Origin of the sequence: Vibrio sp. AH4 (assembly GCF_030710545.1) — a bacterium.
Taxonomy (GTDB): domain Bacteria; phylum Pseudomonadota; class Gammaproteobacteria; order Enterobacterales; family Vibrionaceae; genus Vibrio; species Vibrio metoecus.
This window is the reverse complement of sequence record NZ_JALAIV010000001.1, coordinates 1,235,000-1,253,701: the sequence shown is the minus strand read 5'-3', so window position 1 is coordinate 1,253,701 and position 18,702 is coordinate 1,235,000. Positions and strand designations below refer to the sequence as shown.

At 47.8% G+C, this 18,702-nt stretch carries 11 protein-coding genes, 5 tRNA genes, 4 rRNA genes and 1 pseudogene; 2 read left to right on the top strand and 19 right to left on the bottom strand.

Going from position 1 to position 18,702, the window contains the following annotated elements; translation table 11 throughout:
- Nucleotides 1–2: 2 nt before the first annotated feature.
- The 18 genes and pseudogenes from MKA69_RS06005 to dusA form a co-directional block, all read right to left on the bottom strand.
- Nucleotides 3–78 (bottom strand) — tRNA-Val (locus tag MKA69_RS06005).
- A gap of 30 nt (nt 79–108) precedes the next feature.
- Nucleotides 109–184 (bottom strand) — tRNA-Lys (locus MKA69_RS06000).
- A gap of 19 nt (nt 185–203) precedes the next feature.
- Nucleotides 204–279: transfer RNA gene (locus MKA69_RS05995), tRNA-Glu, on the bottom strand.
- A 68-nt stretch (nt 280–347) separates the two neighbouring features.
- Nucleotides 348–1,890: ribosomal RNA gene (locus tag MKA69_RS05990) — 16S ribosomal RNA — on the bottom strand.
- A 359-nt stretch (nt 1,891–2,249) separates the two neighbouring features.
- A 5S ribosomal RNA gene (gene rrf, locus MKA69_RS05985) occupies nt 2,250–2,365 on the bottom strand.
- A gap of 92 nt (nt 2,366–2,457) precedes the next feature.
- Nucleotides 2,458–5,344: ribosomal RNA gene (locus MKA69_RS05980) — 23S ribosomal RNA — on the bottom strand.
- Nucleotides 5,345–5,631: 287 nt separating this feature from the next.
- Nucleotides 5,632–5,707 (bottom strand) — tRNA-Ala (locus MKA69_RS05975).
- Between the two features lie 8 nt (nt 5,708–5,715).
- Nucleotides 5,716–5,792: transfer RNA gene (locus tag MKA69_RS05970), tRNA-Ile, on the bottom strand.
- A 62-nt stretch (nt 5,793–5,854) separates the two neighbouring features.
- Nucleotides 5,855–7,397 (bottom strand): 16S ribosomal RNA (locus MKA69_RS05965).
- The 16S, 23S and 5S rRNA genes sit together here with 5 tRNA genes alongside, the layout of an rRNA operon.
- Nucleotides 7,398–7,953: 556 nt before the next feature.
- Nucleotides 7,954–8,712 carry a phosphoadenylyl-sulfate reductase gene (locus tag MKA69_RS05960; RefSeq protein WP_305847676.1) on the bottom strand — a complete coding sequence of 253 codons (759 nt, stop codon included), beginning with the start codon at nt 8,710–8,712 and terminating at the stop codon, nt 7,954–7,956.
- Complete coding sequence (gene cysI / locus MKA69_RS05955) at nt 8,705–10,438, bottom strand: assimilatory sulfite reductase (NADPH) hemoprotein subunit (protein WP_305847675.1); 1,734 nt, start codon at nt 10,436–10,438, stop codon at nt 8,705–8,707. Before cysI ends, MKA69_RS05960 begins: the two co-directional genes overlap by 8 nt.
- On the bottom strand, nt 10,438–12,276 hold the full coding sequence (locus tag MKA69_RS05950) for an assimilatory sulfite reductase (NADPH) flavoprotein subunit (RefSeq protein WP_371131825.1): 1,839 nt from the start codon (nt 12,274–12,276) through the stop codon (nt 10,438–10,440). The genes cysI and MKA69_RS05950 overlap by 1 nt, the downstream gene beginning before the upstream one ends.
- Before the next feature lie 85 nt (nt 12,277–12,361).
- Nucleotides 12,362–12,505: a thymidylate kinase gene (locus MKA69_RS05945; protein ID WP_305848229.1), complete on the bottom strand. Its 144-nt coding sequence runs from the start codon at nt 12,503–12,505 to the stop codon at nt 12,362–12,364.
- Between the two features lie 39 nt (nt 12,506–12,544).
- Nucleotides 12,545–13,695, bottom strand: a protein-coding gene (locus MKA69_RS05940; protein ID WP_305847673.1) for an IS3 family transposase whose coding sequence is annotated in 2 segments (ribosomal slippage) — nt 12,545–13,452 and nt 13,452–13,695 — 1,152 coding nt in all. Because the reading frame shifts where the segments join, the coding sequence is not laid out codon by codon here.
- Between the two features lie 149 nt (nt 13,696–13,844).
- Nucleotides 13,845–13,993 (bottom strand): annotated as a pseudogene (locus tag MKA69_RS05935) (Fe3+ hydroxamate ABC transporter substrate-binding protein); the annotation flags it as partial.
- A complete protein-coding gene (locus MKA69_RS05930; protein ID WP_055030530.1) occupies nt 13,959–14,624 on the bottom strand; it encodes a TIGR04219 family outer membrane beta-barrel protein in 666 nt (221 codons plus the stop codon). The pseudogene MKA69_RS05935 and the gene MKA69_RS05930, both read right to left, overlap by 35 nt.
- A gap of 85 nt (nt 14,625–14,709) precedes the next feature.
- Complete coding sequence (gene pspG, locus MKA69_RS05925; RefSeq protein WP_000462390.1) at nt 14,710–14,922, bottom strand: envelope stress response protein PspG; 213 nt, start codon at nt 14,920–14,922, stop codon at nt 14,710–14,712.
- Nucleotides 14,923–15,084: 162 nt separating this feature from the next.
- Nucleotides 15,085–16,068 carry a tRNA dihydrouridine(20/20a) synthase DusA gene (gene dusA / locus MKA69_RS05920; protein WP_305847672.1) on the bottom strand — a complete coding sequence of 328 codons (984 nt, stop codon included), beginning with the start codon at nt 16,066–16,068 and terminating at the stop codon, nt 15,085–15,087.
- Between the two features lie 346 nt (nt 16,069–16,414).
- Between dusA and zur the strand changes: the two genes are divergently transcribed.
- Nucleotides 16,415–16,879, top strand: a complete 465-nt coding sequence (gene zur, locus MKA69_RS05915) for a zinc uptake transcriptional repressor Zur (protein ID WP_032469759.1) — start codon at nt 16,415–16,417, stop codon at nt 16,877–16,879.
- A 9-nt stretch (nt 16,880–16,888) separates the two neighbouring features.
- Nucleotides 16,889–17,350, top strand: a complete 462-nt coding sequence (locus MKA69_RS05910; RefSeq protein WP_001200950.1) for a chemotaxis protein CheX — start codon at nt 16,889–16,891, stop codon at nt 17,348–17,350.
- Between the two features lie 111 nt (nt 17,351–17,461).
- Here MKA69_RS05910 and MKA69_RS05905 read toward each other — a convergent pair whose 3' ends face one another.
- Nucleotides 17,462–18,640, bottom strand: a complete 1,179-nt coding sequence (locus MKA69_RS05905; protein WP_305847671.1) for an MBL fold metallo-hydrolase — start codon at nt 18,638–18,640, stop codon at nt 17,462–17,464.
- Nucleotides 18,641–18,702 lie beyond the last annotated feature (62 nt).

Sequence of the window (18,702 nt, the reverse complement as noted above, 5' to 3'; positions counted from 1 at the left end):
AGTGGTGGGCGATACCGGGTTCGAACCAGTGACCCCCTGCTTGTAAGGCAGGTGCTCTCCCAACTGAGCTAATCGCCCACATGTTTTACTTCCTGTGGAGGAAGGAAATGGTGGGTCGTGCAGGATTCGAACCTGCGACCAATTGATTAAAAGTCAACTGCTCTACCGACTGAGCTAACGACCCCCTAACTTCGCAACGGAAGTGGTATCCCGTAGGGGAGTCGAACCCCTGTTACCGCCGTGAAAGGGCGGTGTCCTAGGCCTCTAGACGAACGGGACACTAAGATACTCTTCTCTAATCTAAACCGAATCAATCTGTGTGGACACTCATCACGATAATCATCGTGTAAGGAGGTGATCCAGCGCCAGGTTCCCCTAGCGCTACCTTGTTACGACTTCACCCCAGTCATGAACCACAAAGTGGCAAGCGTCCTCCCGAAGGTTAAACTACCTGCTTCTTTTGCAGCCCACTCCCATGGTGTGACGGGCGGTGTGTACAAGGCCCGGGAACGTATTCACCGCAACATTCTGATTTGCGATTACTAGCGATTCCGACTTCATGGAGTCGAGTTGCAGACTCCAATCCGGACTACGACGTACTTTGTGAGATTCGCTCCACCTCGCGGTATCGCTGCCCTCTGTATACGCCATTGTAGCACGTGTGTAGCCCTACTCGTAAGGGCCATGATGACTTGACGTCGTCCCCACCTTCCTCCGGTTTATCACCGGCAGTCTCCCTGGAGTTCCCACCATTACGTGCTGGCAAACAAGGATAAGGGTTGCGCTCGTTGCGGGACTTAACCCAACATTTCACAACACGAGCTGACGACAGCCATGCAGCACCTGTCTCAGAGCTCCCGAAGGCACTCCAGCGTCTCCGCTAGATTCTCTGGATGTCAAGAGTAGGTAAGGTTCTTCGCGTTGCATCGAATTAAACCACATGCTCCACCGCTTGTGCGGGCCCCCGTCAATTCATTTGAGTTTTAATCTTGCGACCGTACTCCCCAGGCGGTCTACTTAACGCGTTAGCTCCGAAAGCCACGCCTCTAGGGCACAACCTCCAAGTAGACATCATTTACGGCGTGGACTACCAGGGTATCTAATCCTGTTTGCTCCCCACGCTTTCGCATCTGAGTGTCAGTATCTGTCCAGGGGGCCGCCTTCGCCACCGGTATTCCTTCAGATCTCTACGCATTTCACCGCTACACCTGAAATTCTACCCCCCTCTACAGTACTCTAGCTTGTCAGTTTCAAATGCGATTCCTAGGTTGAGCCCAGGGCTTTCACATCTGACTTAACAAACCACCTGCATGCGCTTTACGCCCAGTAATTCCGATTAACGCTTGCACCCTCCGTATTACCGCGGCTGCTGGCACGGAGTTAGCCGGTGCTTCTTCTGTAGGTAACGTCAAATGATTAAGGTATTAGCTTAACCACCTTCCTCCCTACTGAAAGTACTTTACAACCCGAAGGCCTTCTTCATACACGCGGCATGGCTGCATCAGGCTTGCGCCCATTGTGCAATATTCCCCACTGCTGCCTCCCGTAGGAGTCTGGACCGTGTCTCAGTTCCAGTGTGGCTGATCATCCTCTCAGACCAGCTAGGGATCGTCGCCTTGGTGAGCCCTTACCTCACCAACTAGCTAATCCCACCTGGGCATATCCGGTAGCGCAAGGCCCGAAGGTCCCCTGCTTTGCTCTTACGAGGTTATGCGGTATTAGCCATCGTTTCCAATGGTTATCCCCCTCTACCGGGCAATTTCCCAGGCATTACTCACCCGTCCGCCGCTCGCCACCCAAGGAACAAGTTCCTCTGTGCTGCCGCTCGACTTGCATGTGTTAGGCCTGCCGCCAGCGTTCAATCTGAGCCATGATCAAACTCTTCAATTAAAAGTTTTTTGAAGCTTTCGCTTCGGCTCAATGAATACTGATTACATTCTTTGCTTAATAAAAAGCGAAGTAATGTTGAATTGACTGTGCTGAATGATTGCTCATTCAAATGGTCACTCAGTTCATTGATAAATCTTTTTTGATTATCATCAACGAGTGCCCACACAGATTGATTGGTTTATATTGTTAAAGAGCTTGGCTTTCAGTGCTTTAGCACGTCAGCGAGGTGCGTATAATACGCTTCCCACTTTGAAAGTCAACATAAAACTCTAAAATTTTTAGAACTTTATGGTGACTCGTCTATTACTAGACCAGTCGGACCTTTTGTCTTCACTTTTAAAAAGTGAAAATAAATAGGAGCCTGGCGATGTTCTACTCTCACATGGGGAAACCCCACACTACCATCGACGCTGTTTCGTTTCACTTCTGAGTTCGGGATGGAGTCAGGTGGGTCCAAAACGCTATGGTCGCCAAGCAAAATTTTAAAATTCGGAAAGCTGTTTTCGTTCTCACACACATTCTTATGCGCTTAGCTTTGAGTCCACTACAAAACCCCTTGGGTGTTGTATGGTTAAGCCTCACGGGCAATTAGTACAGGTTAGCTCAACGCCTCACAACGCTTACACACCCTGCCTATCAACGTTCTAGTCTCGAACAACCCTTTAGGACAGTTAAACTGTCAGGGAAGACTCATCTCAGGGCTCGCTTCCCGCTTAGATGCTTTCAGCGGTTATCGATTCCGAACTTAGCTACCGGGCAATGCGTCTGGCGACACAACCCGAACACCAGAGGTTCGTCCACTCCGGTCCTCTCGTACTAGGAGCAGCCCCCTTCAATCTTCCAACGCCCACGGCAGATAGGGACCGAACTGTCTCACGACGTTCTAAACCCAGCTCGCGTACCACTTTAAATGGCGAACAGCCATACCCTTGGGACCGACTTCAGCCCCAGGATGTGATGAGCCGACATCGAGGTGCCAAACACCGCCGTCGATATGAACTCTTGGGCGGTATCAGCCTGTTATCCCCGGAGTACCTTTTATCCGTTGAGCGATGGCCCTTCCATACAGAACCACCGGATCACTATGACCTGCTTTCGCACCTGCTCGAACCGTCATTCTCGCAGTTAAGCGGGCTTATGCCATTGCACTAACCTCACGATGTCCAACCGTGATTAGCCCACCTTCGTGCTCCTCCGTTACTCTTTGGGAGGAGACCGCCCCAGTCAAACTACCCACCAGGCACTGTCCTCAACCCAGATAATGGGTCTAAGTTAGAACATCAAACATACAAGGGTGGTATTTCAAGGACGGCTCCAACGCAACTGGCGTCACGTCTTCATAGCCTCCCACCTATCCTACACATGTAGGTTCAATGTTCAGTGCCAAGCTGTAGTAAAGGTTCACGGGGTCTTTCCGTCTAGCCGCGGGTACACTGCATCTTCACAGCGATTTCAATTTCACTGAGTCTCGGGTGGAGACAGCGTGGCCATCATTACGCCATTCGTGCAGGTCGGAACTTACCCGACAAGGAATTTCGCTACCTTAGGACCGTTATAGTTACGGCCGCCGTTTACCGGGGCTTCGATCAAGAGCTTCGCTTACGCTAACCCCATCAATTAACCTTCCGGCACCGGGCAGGCGTCACACCGTATACGTCATCTTGCGATTTTGCACAGTGCTGTGTTTTTAATAAACAGTTGCAGCCACCTGGTATCTGCGACTCTCGTCAGCTCCATCCGCGAGGGACTTCACCATCAAGAGCGTACCTTCTCCCGAAGTTACGGTACCATTTTGCCTAGTTCCTTCACCCGAGTTCTCTCAAGCGCCTTGGTATTCTCTACCCGACCACCTGTGTCGGTTTGGGGTACGATTCCTGACTATCTGAAGCTTAGAGGCTTTTCCTGGAAGCATGGCATCAATGACTTCACTGCCGTAGCAGCTCGACGTCGTGTCTCAGCCTTAAAGAGAGCCGGATTTACCTAACTCTCAAGCCTACGCACTTGAACCAGGACAACCGTCGCCTGGCCCACCTAGCCTTCTCCGTCCCCCCATCGCAATAGTCAGAAGTACGGGAATATTAACCCGTTTCCCATCGATTACGCCTTTCGGCCTCACCTTAGGGGTCGACTCACCCTGCCCCGATTAACGTTGGACAGGAACCCTTGGTCTTCCGGCGAGGAGGTTTTTCACCCCCTTTGTCGTTACTCATGTCAGCATTCGCACTTCTGATACCTCCAGCAAACCTTACGATTCACCTTCAACGGCTTACAGAACGCTCCCCTACCCAATGTCTAAAAGACATTGCCGCAGCTTCGGTGTATTGCTTAGCCCCGTTACATCTTCCGCGCAGGCCGACTCGACTAGTGAGCTATTACGCTTTCTTTAAATGATGGCTGCTTCTAAGCCAACATCCTAGCTGTCTGAGCCTTCCCACATCGTTTCCCACTTAGCAATACTTTGGGACCTTAGCTGGCGGTCTGGGTTGTTTCCCTCTCCACGACGGACGTTAGCACCCGCCGTGTGTCTCCCGGATAGTACTTACTGGTATTCGGAGTTTGCAAAGGGTTGGTAAGTCGGGATGACCCCCTAGCCTTAACAGTGCTCTACCCCCAGTAGTATTCGTCCGAGGCGCTACCTAAATAGCTTTCGGGGAGAACCAGCTATCTCCGAGTTTGATTGGCCTTTCACCCCTAGCCACAAGTCATCCGCTAATTTTTCAACATTAGTCGGTTCGGTCCTCCAGTTGATGTTACTCAACCTTCAACCTGCCCATGGCTAGATCACCCGGTTTCGGGTCTATATCCAGAGACTGAACGCCCAGTTAAGACTCGCTTTCGCTACGGCTCCCCTATACGGTTAACCTTGCCACTGAATATAAGTCGCTGACCCATTATACAAAAGGTACGCAGTCACACCACGAAGGTGCTCCTACTGCTTGTACGTACACGGTTTCAGGTTCTATTTCACTCCCCTCACAGGGGTTCTTTTCGCCTTTCCCTCACGGTACTGGTTCACTATCGGTCAGTCAGGAGTATTTAGCCTTGGAGGATGGTCCCCCCATATTCAGACAGGATATCACGTGTCCCGCCCTACTCGATTTCACGCTCGATGAAGCGTCGGTTACGGGGCTATCACCCTGTATCGCCAAGCTTTCCAGCTTGTTCACCTACTTCACCGAGTGCTTAAGGGCTAATCCAGGTTCGCTCGCCGCTACTACCGGAATCTCGGTTGATTTCTTCTCCTCGGGGTACTTAGATGTTTCAGTTCCCCCGGTTTGCTCTGTTAACCTATGTATTCAGTTAACAGTAACTGCTTATGCAGTTGGGTTTCCCCATTCGGAAATCGCAGACTCAAACGGCTCTTACTGCCTTATCTGCGCTTATCGCAAGTTAGTACGTCCTTCATCGCCTCTGACTGCCCAGGCATCCACCGTGTACGCTTAGTCACTTAACCATACAACCCGAAGGAGTTTCGGGTTGTTGTTTAAACAACCTAAGTTGTCTCGCGTTTAATTTACATGAGTGCGAGACAGATTTTGCCGGACTCAAATTTGAACAAGACCGAAGTCTTATTCGATACCAAGCACACTTGAATGTGTTGTTGGTGTTTATCTTTCGATAAACATTGAGAACTTTACAAACAACAATAAATTGTTGTTTTGTCAGCTTTCCAAATTGTTAAAGAGCAAGATTTTCTGATGAAAACCATTTTTAAACATTCTCAGCGAAAACGCTTAAAGATGGTGGAGCTATGCGGGATCGAACCGCAGACCTCCTGCGTGCAAGGCAGGCGCTCTCCCAGCTGAGCTATAACCCCATCGTTAGTGGTGGGTCTGAGTGGACTCGAACCACCGACCTTACGCTTATCAGGCGTACGCTCTAACCACCTGAGCTACAGACCCACTTAATGCTCAAATCTAAACCGAATCAATCTGTGTGGACACTCATCACGACAATCATCGTGTAAGGAGGTGATCCAGCGCCAGGTTCCCCTAGCGCTACCTTGTTACGACTTCACCCCAGTCATGAACCACAAAGTGGCAAGCGTCCTCCCGAAGGTTAAACTACCTGCTTCTTTTGCAGCCCACTCCCATGGTGTGACGGGCGGTGTGTACAAGGCCCGGGAACGTATTCACCGCAACATTCTGATTTGCGATTACTAGCGATTCCGACTTCATGGAGTCGAGTTGCAGACTCCAATCCGGACTACGACGTACTTTGTGAGATTCGCTCCACCTCGCGGTATCGCTGCCCTCTGTATACGCCATTGTAGCACGTGTGTAGCCCTACTCGTAAGGGCCATGATGACTTGACGTCGTCCCCACCTTCCTCCGGTTTATCACCGGCAGTCTCCCTGGAGTTCCCACCATTACGTGCTGGCAAACAAGGATAAGGGTTGCGCTCGTTGCGGGACTTAACCCAACATTTCACAACACGAGCTGACGACAGCCATGCAGCACCTGTCTCAGAGCTCCCGAAGGCACTCCAGCGTCTCCGCTAGATTCTCTGGATGTCAAGAGTAGGTAAGGTTCTTCGCGTTGCATCGAATTAAACCACATGCTCCACCGCTTGTGCGGGCCCCCGTCAATTCATTTGAGTTTTAATCTTGCGACCGTACTCCCCAGGCGGTCTACTTAACGCGTTAGCTCCGAAAGCCACGCCTCTAGGGCACAACCTCCAAGTAGACATCGTTTACGGCGTGGACTACCAGGGTATCTAATCCTGTTTGCTCCCCACGCTTTCGCATCTGAGTGTCAGTATCTGTCCAGGGGGCCGCCTTCGCCACCGGTATTCCTTCAGATCTCTACGCATTTCACCGCTACACCTGAAATTCTACCCCCCTCTACAGTACTCTAGCTTGTCAGTTTCAAATGCGATTCCTAGGTTGAGCCCAGGGCTTTCACATCTGACTTAACAAACCACCTGCATGCGCTTTACGCCCAGTAATTCCGATTAACGCTTGCACCCTCCGTATTACCGCGGCTGCTGGCACGGAGTTAGCCGGTGCTTCTTCTGTAGGTAACGTCAAATGATTAAGGTATTAGCTTAACCACCTTCCTCCCTACTGAAAGTACTTTACAACCCGAAGGCCTTCTTCATACACGCGGCATGGCTGCATCAGGCTTGCGCCCATTGTGCAATATTCCCCACTGCTGCCTCCCGTAGGAGTCTGGACCGTGTCTCAGTTCCAGTGTGGCTGATCATCCTCTCAGACCAGCTAGGGATCGTCGCCTTGGTGAGCCCTTACCTCACCAACTAGCTAATCCCACCTGGGCATATCCGGTAGCGCAAGGCCCTAAGGTCCCCTGCTTTGCTCTTGCGAGGTTATGCGGTATTAGCCATCGTTTCCAATGGTTATCCCCCTCTACCGGGCAATTTCCCAGGCATTACTCACCCGTCCGCCGCTCGCCACCCAAGGAACAAGTTCCTCTGTGCTGCCGCTCGACTTGCATGTGTTAGGCCTGCCGCCAGCGTTCAATCTGAGCCATGATCAAACTCTTCAATTAAAAGTTTTTTGAAGCTTTCGCTTCGGCTCAATGAATACTGATTACATTCTTTGCTTAATAAAAAGCGAAGTAATGTTGAATTGACTGTGCTGAATGATTGCTCATTCAAATGGTCACTCAGTTCATTGATAAATCTTTTTTGATTATCATCAACGAGTGCCCACACAGATTGATTGGTTTATATTGTTAAAGAGCGTTCTTCTTGGCGGTCTGCTTCAGAAGAGGCGGCCATTTTAGCGAGAATCAATTTCGTGTCAAACACTTTTTCAATTTTCTTTTCTGGCCTGTTGAGGCATCGATTTGGCTGTGAGCCCTTGCTGCGTCAACGAGGGCGCATTATAGAGATCCGCTTCACACTGGCAAGTGTTTTTTGAGAAAATTTATAGAAATAGCGCTTAACCGCTGCATTTACGCACAATGGCTTATTTATCCCACTTTACTCAGACCTTGATGACAACTTATCCACAGAGTTATTCTTTTAGAGGCTGAGATAAAGCGAGAGGCTGCATCACGGCCGCCTCTCTTTGTATATGTGTATAGAGAAAACGAACGCGGCTTACTGATGCTCGTGGTTATCTTCGTGTAACCCACATTCACGCTTTAAGCCAAAGAAACGAGTTTGTTCTTCACTCATCCCCGGTTGCCATTTCTGAGTGGTGTGTGTATCACCTACCGAAAGATAACCTTGTTCCCAAAGTGGGTGGTAAGGCAGATCATTATCCTTGAGATAATAGTGCACCTCTTTATTGGTCCAATCGATCACTGGCAGGAATTTAAACACGCCATTTTGTACCGACAGAATCGGTAGGCTTGCTCGTGACTGTGACTGCTCACGTCGTAAGCCCGAGAACCAAGTGCCAATGTTGAGTTCATCTAATGCTCTACGCATCGGTTCTACTTTATTGATCTGGTTGTAGCGTTCAATCCCCTCAACACCTTGCTCCCATAGTTTTCCATAGCGAGCTTCTTGCCAAGCCGCTGATACAGGCGCTGAGTAAACTTTTAAGTTCAGATTGAGGCGCTCAGTAATCTCATCAATAAACTGATAGGTTTCGGGGAACAGATAGCCGGTATCGGTTAAAACGATGGGAATGTCACTCTTCACTGAAGTGAGTAGGTGAAGCATCACAGCGGCTTGGATACCAAAACTCGATGACAGTGCATGATTGCCTTGCAGATTTTCTAGAGCCCATACGACGCGCTCTTGCGCAGTGAGGGATTCCAGATGCTGATTGACTTCCGTTAGGCGCAGCGTTTGCTGCACCTTATTTAACGTTAGTAACTCTTCTAGTGTTGGAACGGTATGGTTAGGCATAGAAATCCCTCTTCGAGATAATGACCTCTTCGATAATGCCTGCACGAATAGTGAAATCACCAAATCCTTCACCGTCCAGACGCTCGCTAGCCCAACGTCCCACCAACTCATCAATTTCTTGAAGGATTTGCGTATCGGTAATGTTCTCTTTATACATCTTAGGAATGCGCATTCCATTTCGATTGCCGCCTAAATGGAGGTTGTAGCGACCCGGTGCTTTGCCAACCAAGCCGATCTCAGCCAACATGGCACGACCACACCCATTCGGACAGCCCGTTACACGCAGAATTATGTTCTCTTCTTTTGGTAACGCATGTTTTGCCAAAATACCTTCCACTTGCGTAACAAAAGAAGGTAGAAAACGCTCGGCCTCCGCCATGGCCAGTGGACAGGTTGGGAAGGCCACACACGCCATAGAATTGATGCGCTGCTCACTCACACCATCATCGATCAAACCATGACTACGCGCGAGCTGTTCAATATGCTGTTTCTGATCCGCTGGCACACCAGCCACAATCAAGTTTTGGTTAGCCGTCATGCGGAAATCGCCTTGATGAACCTTAGCAATCTCTGCCACACCCGTTTTCAGTGGTTTACCCGGGAAATCCAACAAACGACCATTTTCAATGAAGAGGGTTAAATGATGTTTTCCATCAATACCTTCAACCCAACCAATCCGATCACCACGACTGGTAAACTCATAAGCCCGACTTGGCGCAAATGCAATTCCCGCGCGTTTTTCAACTTCGGCTTTAAATACCTCAACCCCGACACGATCTAAGGTGTACTTGGTTTTGGCATTTTTACGGTTAGAACGGTTACCCCAATCGCGTTGCGTACTCACCACCGCAGCCGCAACCTCCAAGGTTTTCTCCAGAGGAATAAAACCAAAGTCATCGGCACGACGAGGATAGGTTGAAGTATCGCCGTGCGTCATCGCAAGGCCACCACCCACCAACACGTTAAAACCGATCAACTGGCCATTTTCACCAATCGCGACAAAGTTCAAGTCGTTGGCGTGCACATCCACATCATTATGTGGCGGGATCACAACGGTCGTTTTGAACTTACGCGGCAAATAGTTTGAACCTAAAATGGGCTCTTCATCGGGTCCTTCGATCTTTTCGCCATCCAACCAAATTTCGGCATAAGCGCGTGTTTTCGGTAGTAGGTGTTCACTGATCTTTTTCGCCCACTCGTAGGCTTGCAGATGCAGTTCAGATTCTACGGGGTTAGAGGTGCACAAAACGTTACGGTTCACATCCCCCGCGGTCGCAATCGAATCGATACCAATACTGTTCAGAGTTTGGTGCATCAGTTTGATATTCGGCTTGAGTACCCCGTGAAACTGGAAAGTTTGTCGTGTGGTTAAACGGATACTGCCGTACAGAGTATGTTCGGTTGCAAACTTATCGATCGCGAGCCACTGGTGAGGAGTGATGATCCCTCCCGGCATACGCGCACGGAGCATGACATTGTGCAAAGGCTCAAGTTTTTGCTTGTTACGCTCAGCACGGATATCACGATCATCTTGCTGATACATGCCATGAAAGCGGATGAGTTGGAAGTTGTCCGCGGTAAAGCCACCCGTAATGCGATCTTGCAGATCTTGCTCGATCGTCCCGCGTAGAAAATGACTCTCACGCTTTAGGCGTTCATTATCCGACCATGGGCCGAGCACTTCGCCAAGCACCTCTTGTACTGATGGGTTTTGATTTGCGCTCATTAGTAGACATCCCTTTGATAACGTTTTGCTTTACGCAGTTCACTCACATACTCTTCAGCTTGCTCACGATTCAAGCCACCTTGTTGCTCGACGACAGTAATTAATGCTTGGTGCACATCCTTCGCCATGTGTGATGCATCACCACATACGTAGAAGTAAGCGCCTTCTTGTAACCATTGCCATACCAACTCTGCTTGCTCTAAAAGGCGATGCTGCACATACACCTTTTCGTGCTGATCGCGACTAAAAGCCACATCTAAGCGATTTAACACGCCAGACTTGAGGTACTTTTGCCACTCGACTTGGTAGAGGAAATCTTGGGTAAAGGTGCGGTCACCAAACAACAACCAGTTTTTTCCTGCTGCACCACGGTTTTCGCGCTCTTGGATGAAGCTACGGAAAGGGGCAATTCCGGTTCCTGGGCCAACCATGATCAGCGGCGCATTATCATCACTCGGCAATTTGAAGTTGTTATTGTGTTCGACGAAGACTTTAACCGGAGCGCCCTCTTCTAATTGATGAGCTAAGAAGCTGGATGCACCACCCAAGCGTTGCTCTCCCTCATACTCATACTCGACCACCCCAACCGTCAGATGCACCTCTTCCCCCACCTCGCTTTGACTAGAGGCAATCGAATAAAGACGCGGTGTTAAACGACGTAGGAGCAATAAAAGCTGAGTAGCAGAAAGGGGGATTTTTTCTTCGCGTAATACATCAATCACTTGAGTGCGAGTGGCATACGCACGCAGCGCCTCTTTATCTTGGGCTAAAGAGGTGAGCTTTTCGCTTTGTGCAAGCTCAGCAAATTGCGCCACCAACTGCGGATTGGCTGCAGTAATTTCATAATGATGAGTCAGTGCCGAATGCAGAGAAAGCGTTTCACCATCCACTTGAACTTGTTCATTACCAGAGAGGCCAACGCTATCGAGCAATGCATCAACCAGCTGTGGGCGGTTTTCATACCACACACCTAACGCATCACCCGGTTGATATGTGATGCCAGAATCCGCCAAATCAATTTCGATATGGCGTACATCTTTGCCTGAATCACGGCCAGTAATTTTTTGGCTCGTCGATAAGCTCGCCGTGTAAGGTTGCTCTTTACTGTAGTGACTCTCAGCTGTCTGGCTCACGGCGAAAGTAGCCACGCTCGTCACTACCGCGGCTCCTGTCAGCTCATCTTTCAAAATAGACAGCACTTGCTTGCGCCACTCAGTCGCTGCAGCCTGATAATCGACATCCGCATCTAAGCGATCAATCAGACGTTGCGCCCCAAGGTTTTCTAAAAACTGGTCAAAATCTTTACCCGTTTGGCAAAAAAACTCATAACTCGAATCGCCAAGACCTAACACACCGTATTTGAGATTTGGCAGCTTAGGCGCTTTTTTCGATTTGAGAAACTCATGCAGCACTAGCGCATTATCGGGAGCTTCACCTTCACCATTGGTTGAAGCCACAAAGATCACATGCGTTTCTTTAGCTAGATCTTTACCTTTGTAATCACTTGCATCAAACAGTTGAGCATTAATGCCTTCTGCTTGTGCCTCTTTTAATAGCGCTTGAGCAACACCTTTCGCATTACCCGTTTGCGAAGCGAAAATAATGCTGAGTTTGCCCACGGCAGCTAGCGGTAAAGTTTGCACAGAAGATAATTGAGGTGCGTTAGTTTGGCTGAGTCCCCAAAAATAACCACTCACCCAAGCTAATTGTTGGGGATTGAGTTGAGTCACCGCTTGTTGAAGTTGATTGAGTTGTTGATCATTTAACGGGCTAGCCAATCCTGCTAGCGCCGGGGGTAAGGTGTTTCCTAAAGACATCGTCACGACTTCCCTATTCATTGCATGACGATAGATTAATCACTCTTTTTAATAACAAGAAAGAATAGATGTGAATGTTTTATAACTTTTAGACTTAAACCTTTACTTAGTGTTGCTCGACACGCACTTGACGAAATCCCACGGCCATTGCCGATTGTGAAGCGCTATCCAAATCAACATAGCGGCACTCTTCACCTTTTTCATCCGTGAGTAATACAAAGCCCCCCATCTGATGACGAAATTCAACAATCCATTCCCCTGATCTGCTCCAGCCAGACTGGACACTTCATTAAGCGACATTTTGTTGTTCAAAGTTAACTGGGCTTAGATACCCAAGAGCACTGTGCCTTCTCATCCGATTATAATCAACCTCTATATACTCGAAGATCGTTTGGCGCATCTGGTCTCTCGTCATAATCGGCTCATATTGGATCGCTTCCACTTTCATAGAATGGAAGAAGCTCTCAACACAAGCATTGTCCCAGCAATTTCCTTTCCTACTCATACTTTGTTCTAGATTATAAGCAGTTATGAGATCTCGATAATCTTTTGAGCAGTACTGACTACCTCGATCACTATGAACGATAACCTGCTCGGGGAATCCGCGACGGAACATCGCCATTGATAGCGCATCACAGACCAGCGTAGCCGTCATTCTGGTATCCATAGACCATCCAATTACTTGTCTTGAGTAAAGGTCAATAATTACCGCCAAGTACAGCCAGCCTTCGCTTGTCGCTATATAGGTGATGTCTCCAGCCCATTTTTCATTCGGAGCAGATGCGCTAAAGTTCTGAGCCAACAGGTTTGGAGCAACAGGCATTTGATGCTTGCTGTCCGTAGTGCACTTAAACTTGCGTGCCGCTTTCGGCGTTAAATCTTGACGCTTCATACTGGCAGCAATGGTTTTAACATTGTAGCTATCACCGCTCTCAGACAGTTCTTTTTGGATACGCCTTGAGCCATCTCGGCCTTTGCTGTTGGCGAAAGCTTCTTTAACTTTTGTATCAAGCTGTTGGCGAATAGCCTCACGTTGGATGGCGTTGTGTCGATGCTTAATCCAGTAATAAAACCCACTTCGGGATATCCCGAACACCTTAGCCATACGCACTATACTGAAGCACAGCAGGTGTTCGAGCATAAACTCGTAGCAATCTACTTTAGATTCTTCGCGAAGTAGGTGGCGGCCTTTTTTACAATTTCTAGCTCTTCTGCTTGCTCAGCCAACTGCCTTTTGAGCTTGGCAACCTCTGCGGCTAGCTCTTGCTCTCGCTGACTAGTACTGGTGTCTTTCTTCGAGTTCTTCCGCCACCCGTAGATTTGAGATTCGTGTAAAGAAAGCTGTCTTGCTGTCGCAGCTACTCCCACTTTATCTGCTAACTTCAGGGCTTCTGCTTTAAATTCAGGGGAATGTTTAATTCTAGTTTTCTTAGTTGTCATTGTTCACCTCGTTAGTGATTGTACTCACTTAACTCAGTGTCCAAAACTGCTGGGGCGGATCACCCCTCTTGGAAAGAGGGCTCTATAATCGCTTCCACCAATTGTTGGGTCTGGTATAGCTCTCTTAACTCAGAAATTGTCATGATTGACCATCCTTGGCTTAATCAATAAAGCTAAGCATGGTCCAAATAGCAAAAATGAGCCAACTTGTGGCCCATTTAAAACGTATTGATTTGCAACAAACGCAATATTGAGAATATCAATTAAAAGCTAAATTGCGCGCCAAGAAACCAACCATCAGCAAACACGAAAGACTGTTTTACGTCCGCCGACTGCTTGGCAAGTTCAGTAAATTCGAGATCCACGACACGATAACCGGCTTTAAAGGCTAATTCACCAGCACGAATCGGTAAGTGATATTGCAATCCGGCAACCACATCTGACGACTTCAGATCGCTGTTATTGCCAAAATCAAATTGGCCAATCACATCAAATGGAGTATGAGGAATAGCAATTTCTGCACTCGCGTACCAGTTAAACGTCGTTTGATCAAAATCGTAGCGACGAGCATCAGGCGCTCGATAGTTACTATTCGCGTACTGAGTCAGCGTGATACCCGCATCAAACTTCATCAATTCACGATCCAACACTTGGTAGTAAAAGGTGTAATCGTATTTATCGAACGAGGCAAAATCCGCTTCTAAATTGGTATAGCGCAAGCTTGCATTCGGCAAATAGGGAAAATCATGTTCAAACGCTATATAGAGTGTTGGGGCATTGGCATCATCACGACGAGTGTTGTCAATTTTCGTGCTCGCCAACCACATATCTGCACCCACTGATGCAGTATAGAATGACCCAGCGGCAAAAGCGGATAAAGGTGAGATCATCAATGCAGTGACCAACGCCACCGATGCAGTTCGGTTCATGAGCTATGCTCCGTTATATTGGGATTCAATGATTTTAAGGTGGATGATGGTAACACAAACCGAAAAACGACGAAGGGTTTTGTCATTACCGACGTGAAGGGCTCACTTTATCACGCATCAGCCAGACCACCAGCAAGACAATCAATAGCCATGGCAGCAATTTCAATACGATACCCAGCATGCCAAACAGCGCCATGATCAAGAAGGCCAACGCCATGGCACCGAATACGCTAAGTAAGGTGATCCCCGTGACCAATAGTGTAGCGGCAAATACCAAAATAAAGATCAATTCAAACATCGTGAGCACTCCTCTTGTCGATTCATGATTAATAAGCAGTTTTCGCGCCAACCATATAAAATAACTAACCAAATGATTATTCACATAAAAATAAAGCCAATCGGTTCAATACCCATTGGCTCACAAGAGAACAGTGTGAATTTCGCTAAAATGCGGTGTTTTTTACACCCCAAGCTCTTGATACGGAATTTTGGCCAAAGCTTGCTCGACCACTTCCAACCCTGCACCTTGTTTATGCGCATTTTCACTAATATGACGTCGCCATTGACGTGCACCCGGCATATTTTGGAACAGTCCTAATATATGTCGAGTCATATGACCAAGATGCGTACCTTGAGACAACTCGCGCTCAATATACGGCAGCATTTCATGGATCACTTGCGAACGTTTTTTCACAGGCATCTCTAAACCGAAAATCTGCTGATCGACTTCCGCAAGCAAATAAGGGTTTTGATATGCCTCACGCCCAATCATCACACCATCAAGATATTGCAGATGCAGTTTCGCTTCTTCCAAGCTCTTCACCCCACCGTTAACTGCAATGGTTAAGTGCGGAAAATCACGTTTGATTTGGTATGCTCTTGAATAATCCAAAGGCGGAATTTCACGGTTTTCTTTTGGGCTCAGACCACTTAACCAAGCTTTACGCGCATGAATGGTAAATTGATCACAGCCACCTTTCTCAGCCACTGTCGCAATAAACTGAGTTAAAAATTCATAGGAATCTTGATCATCAATGCCGATACGCGTTTTTACTGTCACCGGAATATCGACGACCGAGCGCATAGTCGCCACACATTCTGCCACTAAGTCAGGCTCAGCCATTAAACAAGCACCAAAACGACCATTCTGCACACGATCTGAAGGGCAGCCCACATTCAGGTTAATTTCATCATAGCCACGCTCTTGCGCTAATTTTGCACAATGCGCCAAATCCTTAGGATTAGAACCACCAAATTGCAACGCGACAGGGTGCTCTTCTTGGTTATAAGCCAGAAAATCACCACGACCATGAATGATTGCCCCTGTCGTGACCATTTCGGTATACAAAAGAGTTTGCGAAGAGAGCAAACGGTGAAAGTAACGGCAGTGGCGGTCGGTCCAATCGAGCATCGGAGCAACTGAGAGTCTGCATGAGTGAGTCATAGGTGAACGTCCCCATTTCAGTCAAAAACAACCACCGCACGGTGGCGAAAAATCAAAGTCCGGCATTTTAATCGTATCTGTGCTTGAGCGCTAATCTTTGTTCGATAATCTGATATAGAGCGAATGATCACCCCATCGCAGCATACGTAATATGTTCAACAGTGTTACGGATGACACACTCGCTTCAAGTAACCAGGCTTAGCGGTATCGTTTTTGCACCAGATAAGGTAATTTACGCCTATTCAACGGGATGACTTTATCAACCACCCAGTTTCATGTGGATTTTATTTAGCGTCTCAACGATATTCATCTCTACATAGTATATTATTACTAAAGTCCAACAGTGATGGTGATAGTTTTGGACAACAAGCTAACAAAGCAAATAGAAGAAATATGTGCAGCCAGAGGGGTTCGGCTCACCTCACAGCGTAAAACTGTATTTGAGTTGATTTGTGCAAGTAAGCGCTCATCGAGTGCCTACGAGCTGTTGGAAGATCTTAAAAAAAGTGAACCACAAGCAAAACCTCCGACTGTATATCGAGCACTGGATTTTTTGCTAGAGCAAGGCTTTATTCACCGAGTGGAGTCAACGAACAGTTTTATATCTTGCTGTTCATGTAACGCCCATAAACACTTTTCACATCTATTGATTTGTGACCAGTGCGGTAACGTCATTGAATCTCGGGATGATAGTCTGGTAGCCTTGCTGGCAAGTAACGCGGAGAAACACGGTTTTACGATAAGCAATCATGTCATTGAATCACATGGGGTTTGTCAAACCTGTCTCTCAAAAGAGAAGAAGCAACAATAGAAGAAGGTTATGCGCGCTGAATTTGTAAACCCGTTTTTAGCGTCTTTAATGAACGTGTTGAAAACCATGGCTTCCCTTGAGTTGAAGCCTCAAAAACCACGGATCAAAAAAGACGAAATTGCTCGCGGCGATGTTTCCGGCCTGATTGGTATGATCGGCCCAACAACACGTGGCTCAATGTCAATCACCTTTGATGAAAGCCTAGCTCTGGAAATTATGCAGAATATGCTTGGCGAACGCCCGAATGGTCTTAACGAAGAAGTTACGGATATGGTGGGTGAAATTACCAACATGGTAACGGGTGGAGCTAAGCGAATTTTGGCTGAAAGCGGCTTCGATTTTGATATGGCAACCCCAGTGGTCGTATCCGGCCGAGGACACACCATTCGCCACAAGTGTGAAGGCGCGATCATCATCATGCCATTCTCATCGCCTTGGGGAAATGCGTTCATCGAAATCTGCTTCGAGTAATTCGGTGTCTCAAATTCGCTTTATCACAGCGTTTATAAGCAAAGTTCTCTGATTTATCGACGTTGATAAAACAAAACCGGACCTATCATGTCCGGTTTTGTTTTATCTGACCTACACCACCATTAATAGCAGTAATAGCGAACAAGCAAACCCCAGCTCCCAATGCAGACTCATATCCTCTTGCAGAGTCTTTAATCCTTGCCACCAACGATCGGTAGTCGTGACCTGAGCGATAGTGAGAGTTTCTCCAACCATGGGGGTTAATAATTCAATCTCTTCAGCTTCACAATGCTTGAGAAGATCCTCCATCGGTTCATCCCACCGATGGGTAAACAGTTCGTAGGTTGCCCAATGGATCGGCATCAACTTTCTAGCTTTTAAATCGTGAAAAGCTTGTACAGTCTGTGACGCTTGCATGTGCCCCCAATTTTCTACTGGGTAACCTTTTTGCCCTTTTACATCGGCCGCGACTTCTAAACAGGCCAAATCAATCGGTCCATATCGCGCAGCTATCTGCGCAAAGTGCTCGTCATAAGCCGTATCACCACTGAAAAACAGGTTTGTCTCACTACTTTTGATCAGCCATGAACACCATAAGGTGGCATTGCGGTCTAAGTAGTAACGACCTGAATTATGATTAGCTGGCGTACAGATAAACGCTATACCGCGAAATTGAAAGCTCTCCCACCAATCAAACTCAATGATCTTTTCAGGTGTCACTCCCCAGCGAATTAAATGACCACCAACACCTAAGGGTACATAAAATGTCACTGGCTGAGTGGCATAATATTCGATACTCGTTTGCTCAAGATGATCATAGTGATCATGGGAAATCAAAATGATATCGGGTAGAGGCAGTTGTTCACGTGTATCACCATTCCGCATATTACGCTTAAACCATGCTTTCGCGAGCCACGGAGAGGCGTAGTCAAAGACTGGATCGGTCATAACTCTTACGCCATCCAACTCAATAAACAAGCTGGAATGGCCAAGCCAAGTCACTCGTAAGTCATCACTACAGGTTTGCAATAGGTGGGAATTGATTGGTAAGAAAGGCAGCTCACTGCAAGGTTTAAGCTGTGATCTCCCGCCTAAATAGCTCCATGTCACTTCCCACCATGATTGATGGCTAGCGATACTGGGCATGGCATTCATCACTCTACCCGACCGAAATTGAGCCGACCTTCTGATGCGTTGATCGAGTTGTGAACGATAATGCTGAACAGCATTCTGTTGAGACACCTTACGTTGAGATGTTCGCGTTTTAGTCTGAATAGTCGTTTCTGGCATACAGAAGAAGCCCTATCACCCTAGCGATAACACCAGTTAAACGCGGCCACGTGTCTGTTTTA

Excerpts from the sequence above, each read along its gene's own strand:
- MKA69_RS05960 (WP_305847676.1), bottom strand. The coding sequence starts at position 8,712 with ATGCCTAACCATACCGTTCCAACACTAGAAGAGTTACTAACGTTAAAT.
- cysI (WP_305847675.1), bottom strand. The coding sequence starts at position 10,438 with ATGAGCGCAAATCAAAACCCATCAGTACAAGAGGTGCTTGGCGAAGTG.
- MKA69_RS05950 (WP_371131825.1), bottom strand. The coding sequence starts at position 12,276 with ATGAATAGGGAAGTCGTGACGATGTCTTTAGGAAACACCTTACCCCCG.
- MKA69_RS05930 (WP_055030530.1), bottom strand. The coding sequence starts at position 14,624 with ATGAACCGAACTGCATCGGTGGCGTTGGTCACTGCATTGATGATCTCA.
- pspG (WP_000462390.1), bottom strand. The coding sequence starts at position 14,922 with ATGTTTGAATTGATCTTTATTTTGGTATTTGCCGCTACACTATTGGTC.
- dusA (WP_305847672.1), bottom strand. The coding sequence starts at position 16,068 with ATGACTCACTCATGCAGACTCTCAGTTGCTCCGATGCTCGATTGGACC.
- zur (WP_032469759.1), top strand. The coding sequence starts at position 16,415 with ATGGTGATAGTTTTGGACAACAAGCTAACAAAGCAAATAGAAGAAATA.
- MKA69_RS05910 (WP_001200950.1), top strand. The coding sequence starts at position 16,889 with ATGCGCGCTGAATTTGTAAACCCGTTTTTAGCGTCTTTAATGAACGTG.
- MKA69_RS05905 (WP_305847671.1), bottom strand. The coding sequence starts at position 18,640 with ATGCCAGAAACGACTATTCAGACTAAAACGCGAACATCTCAACGTAAG.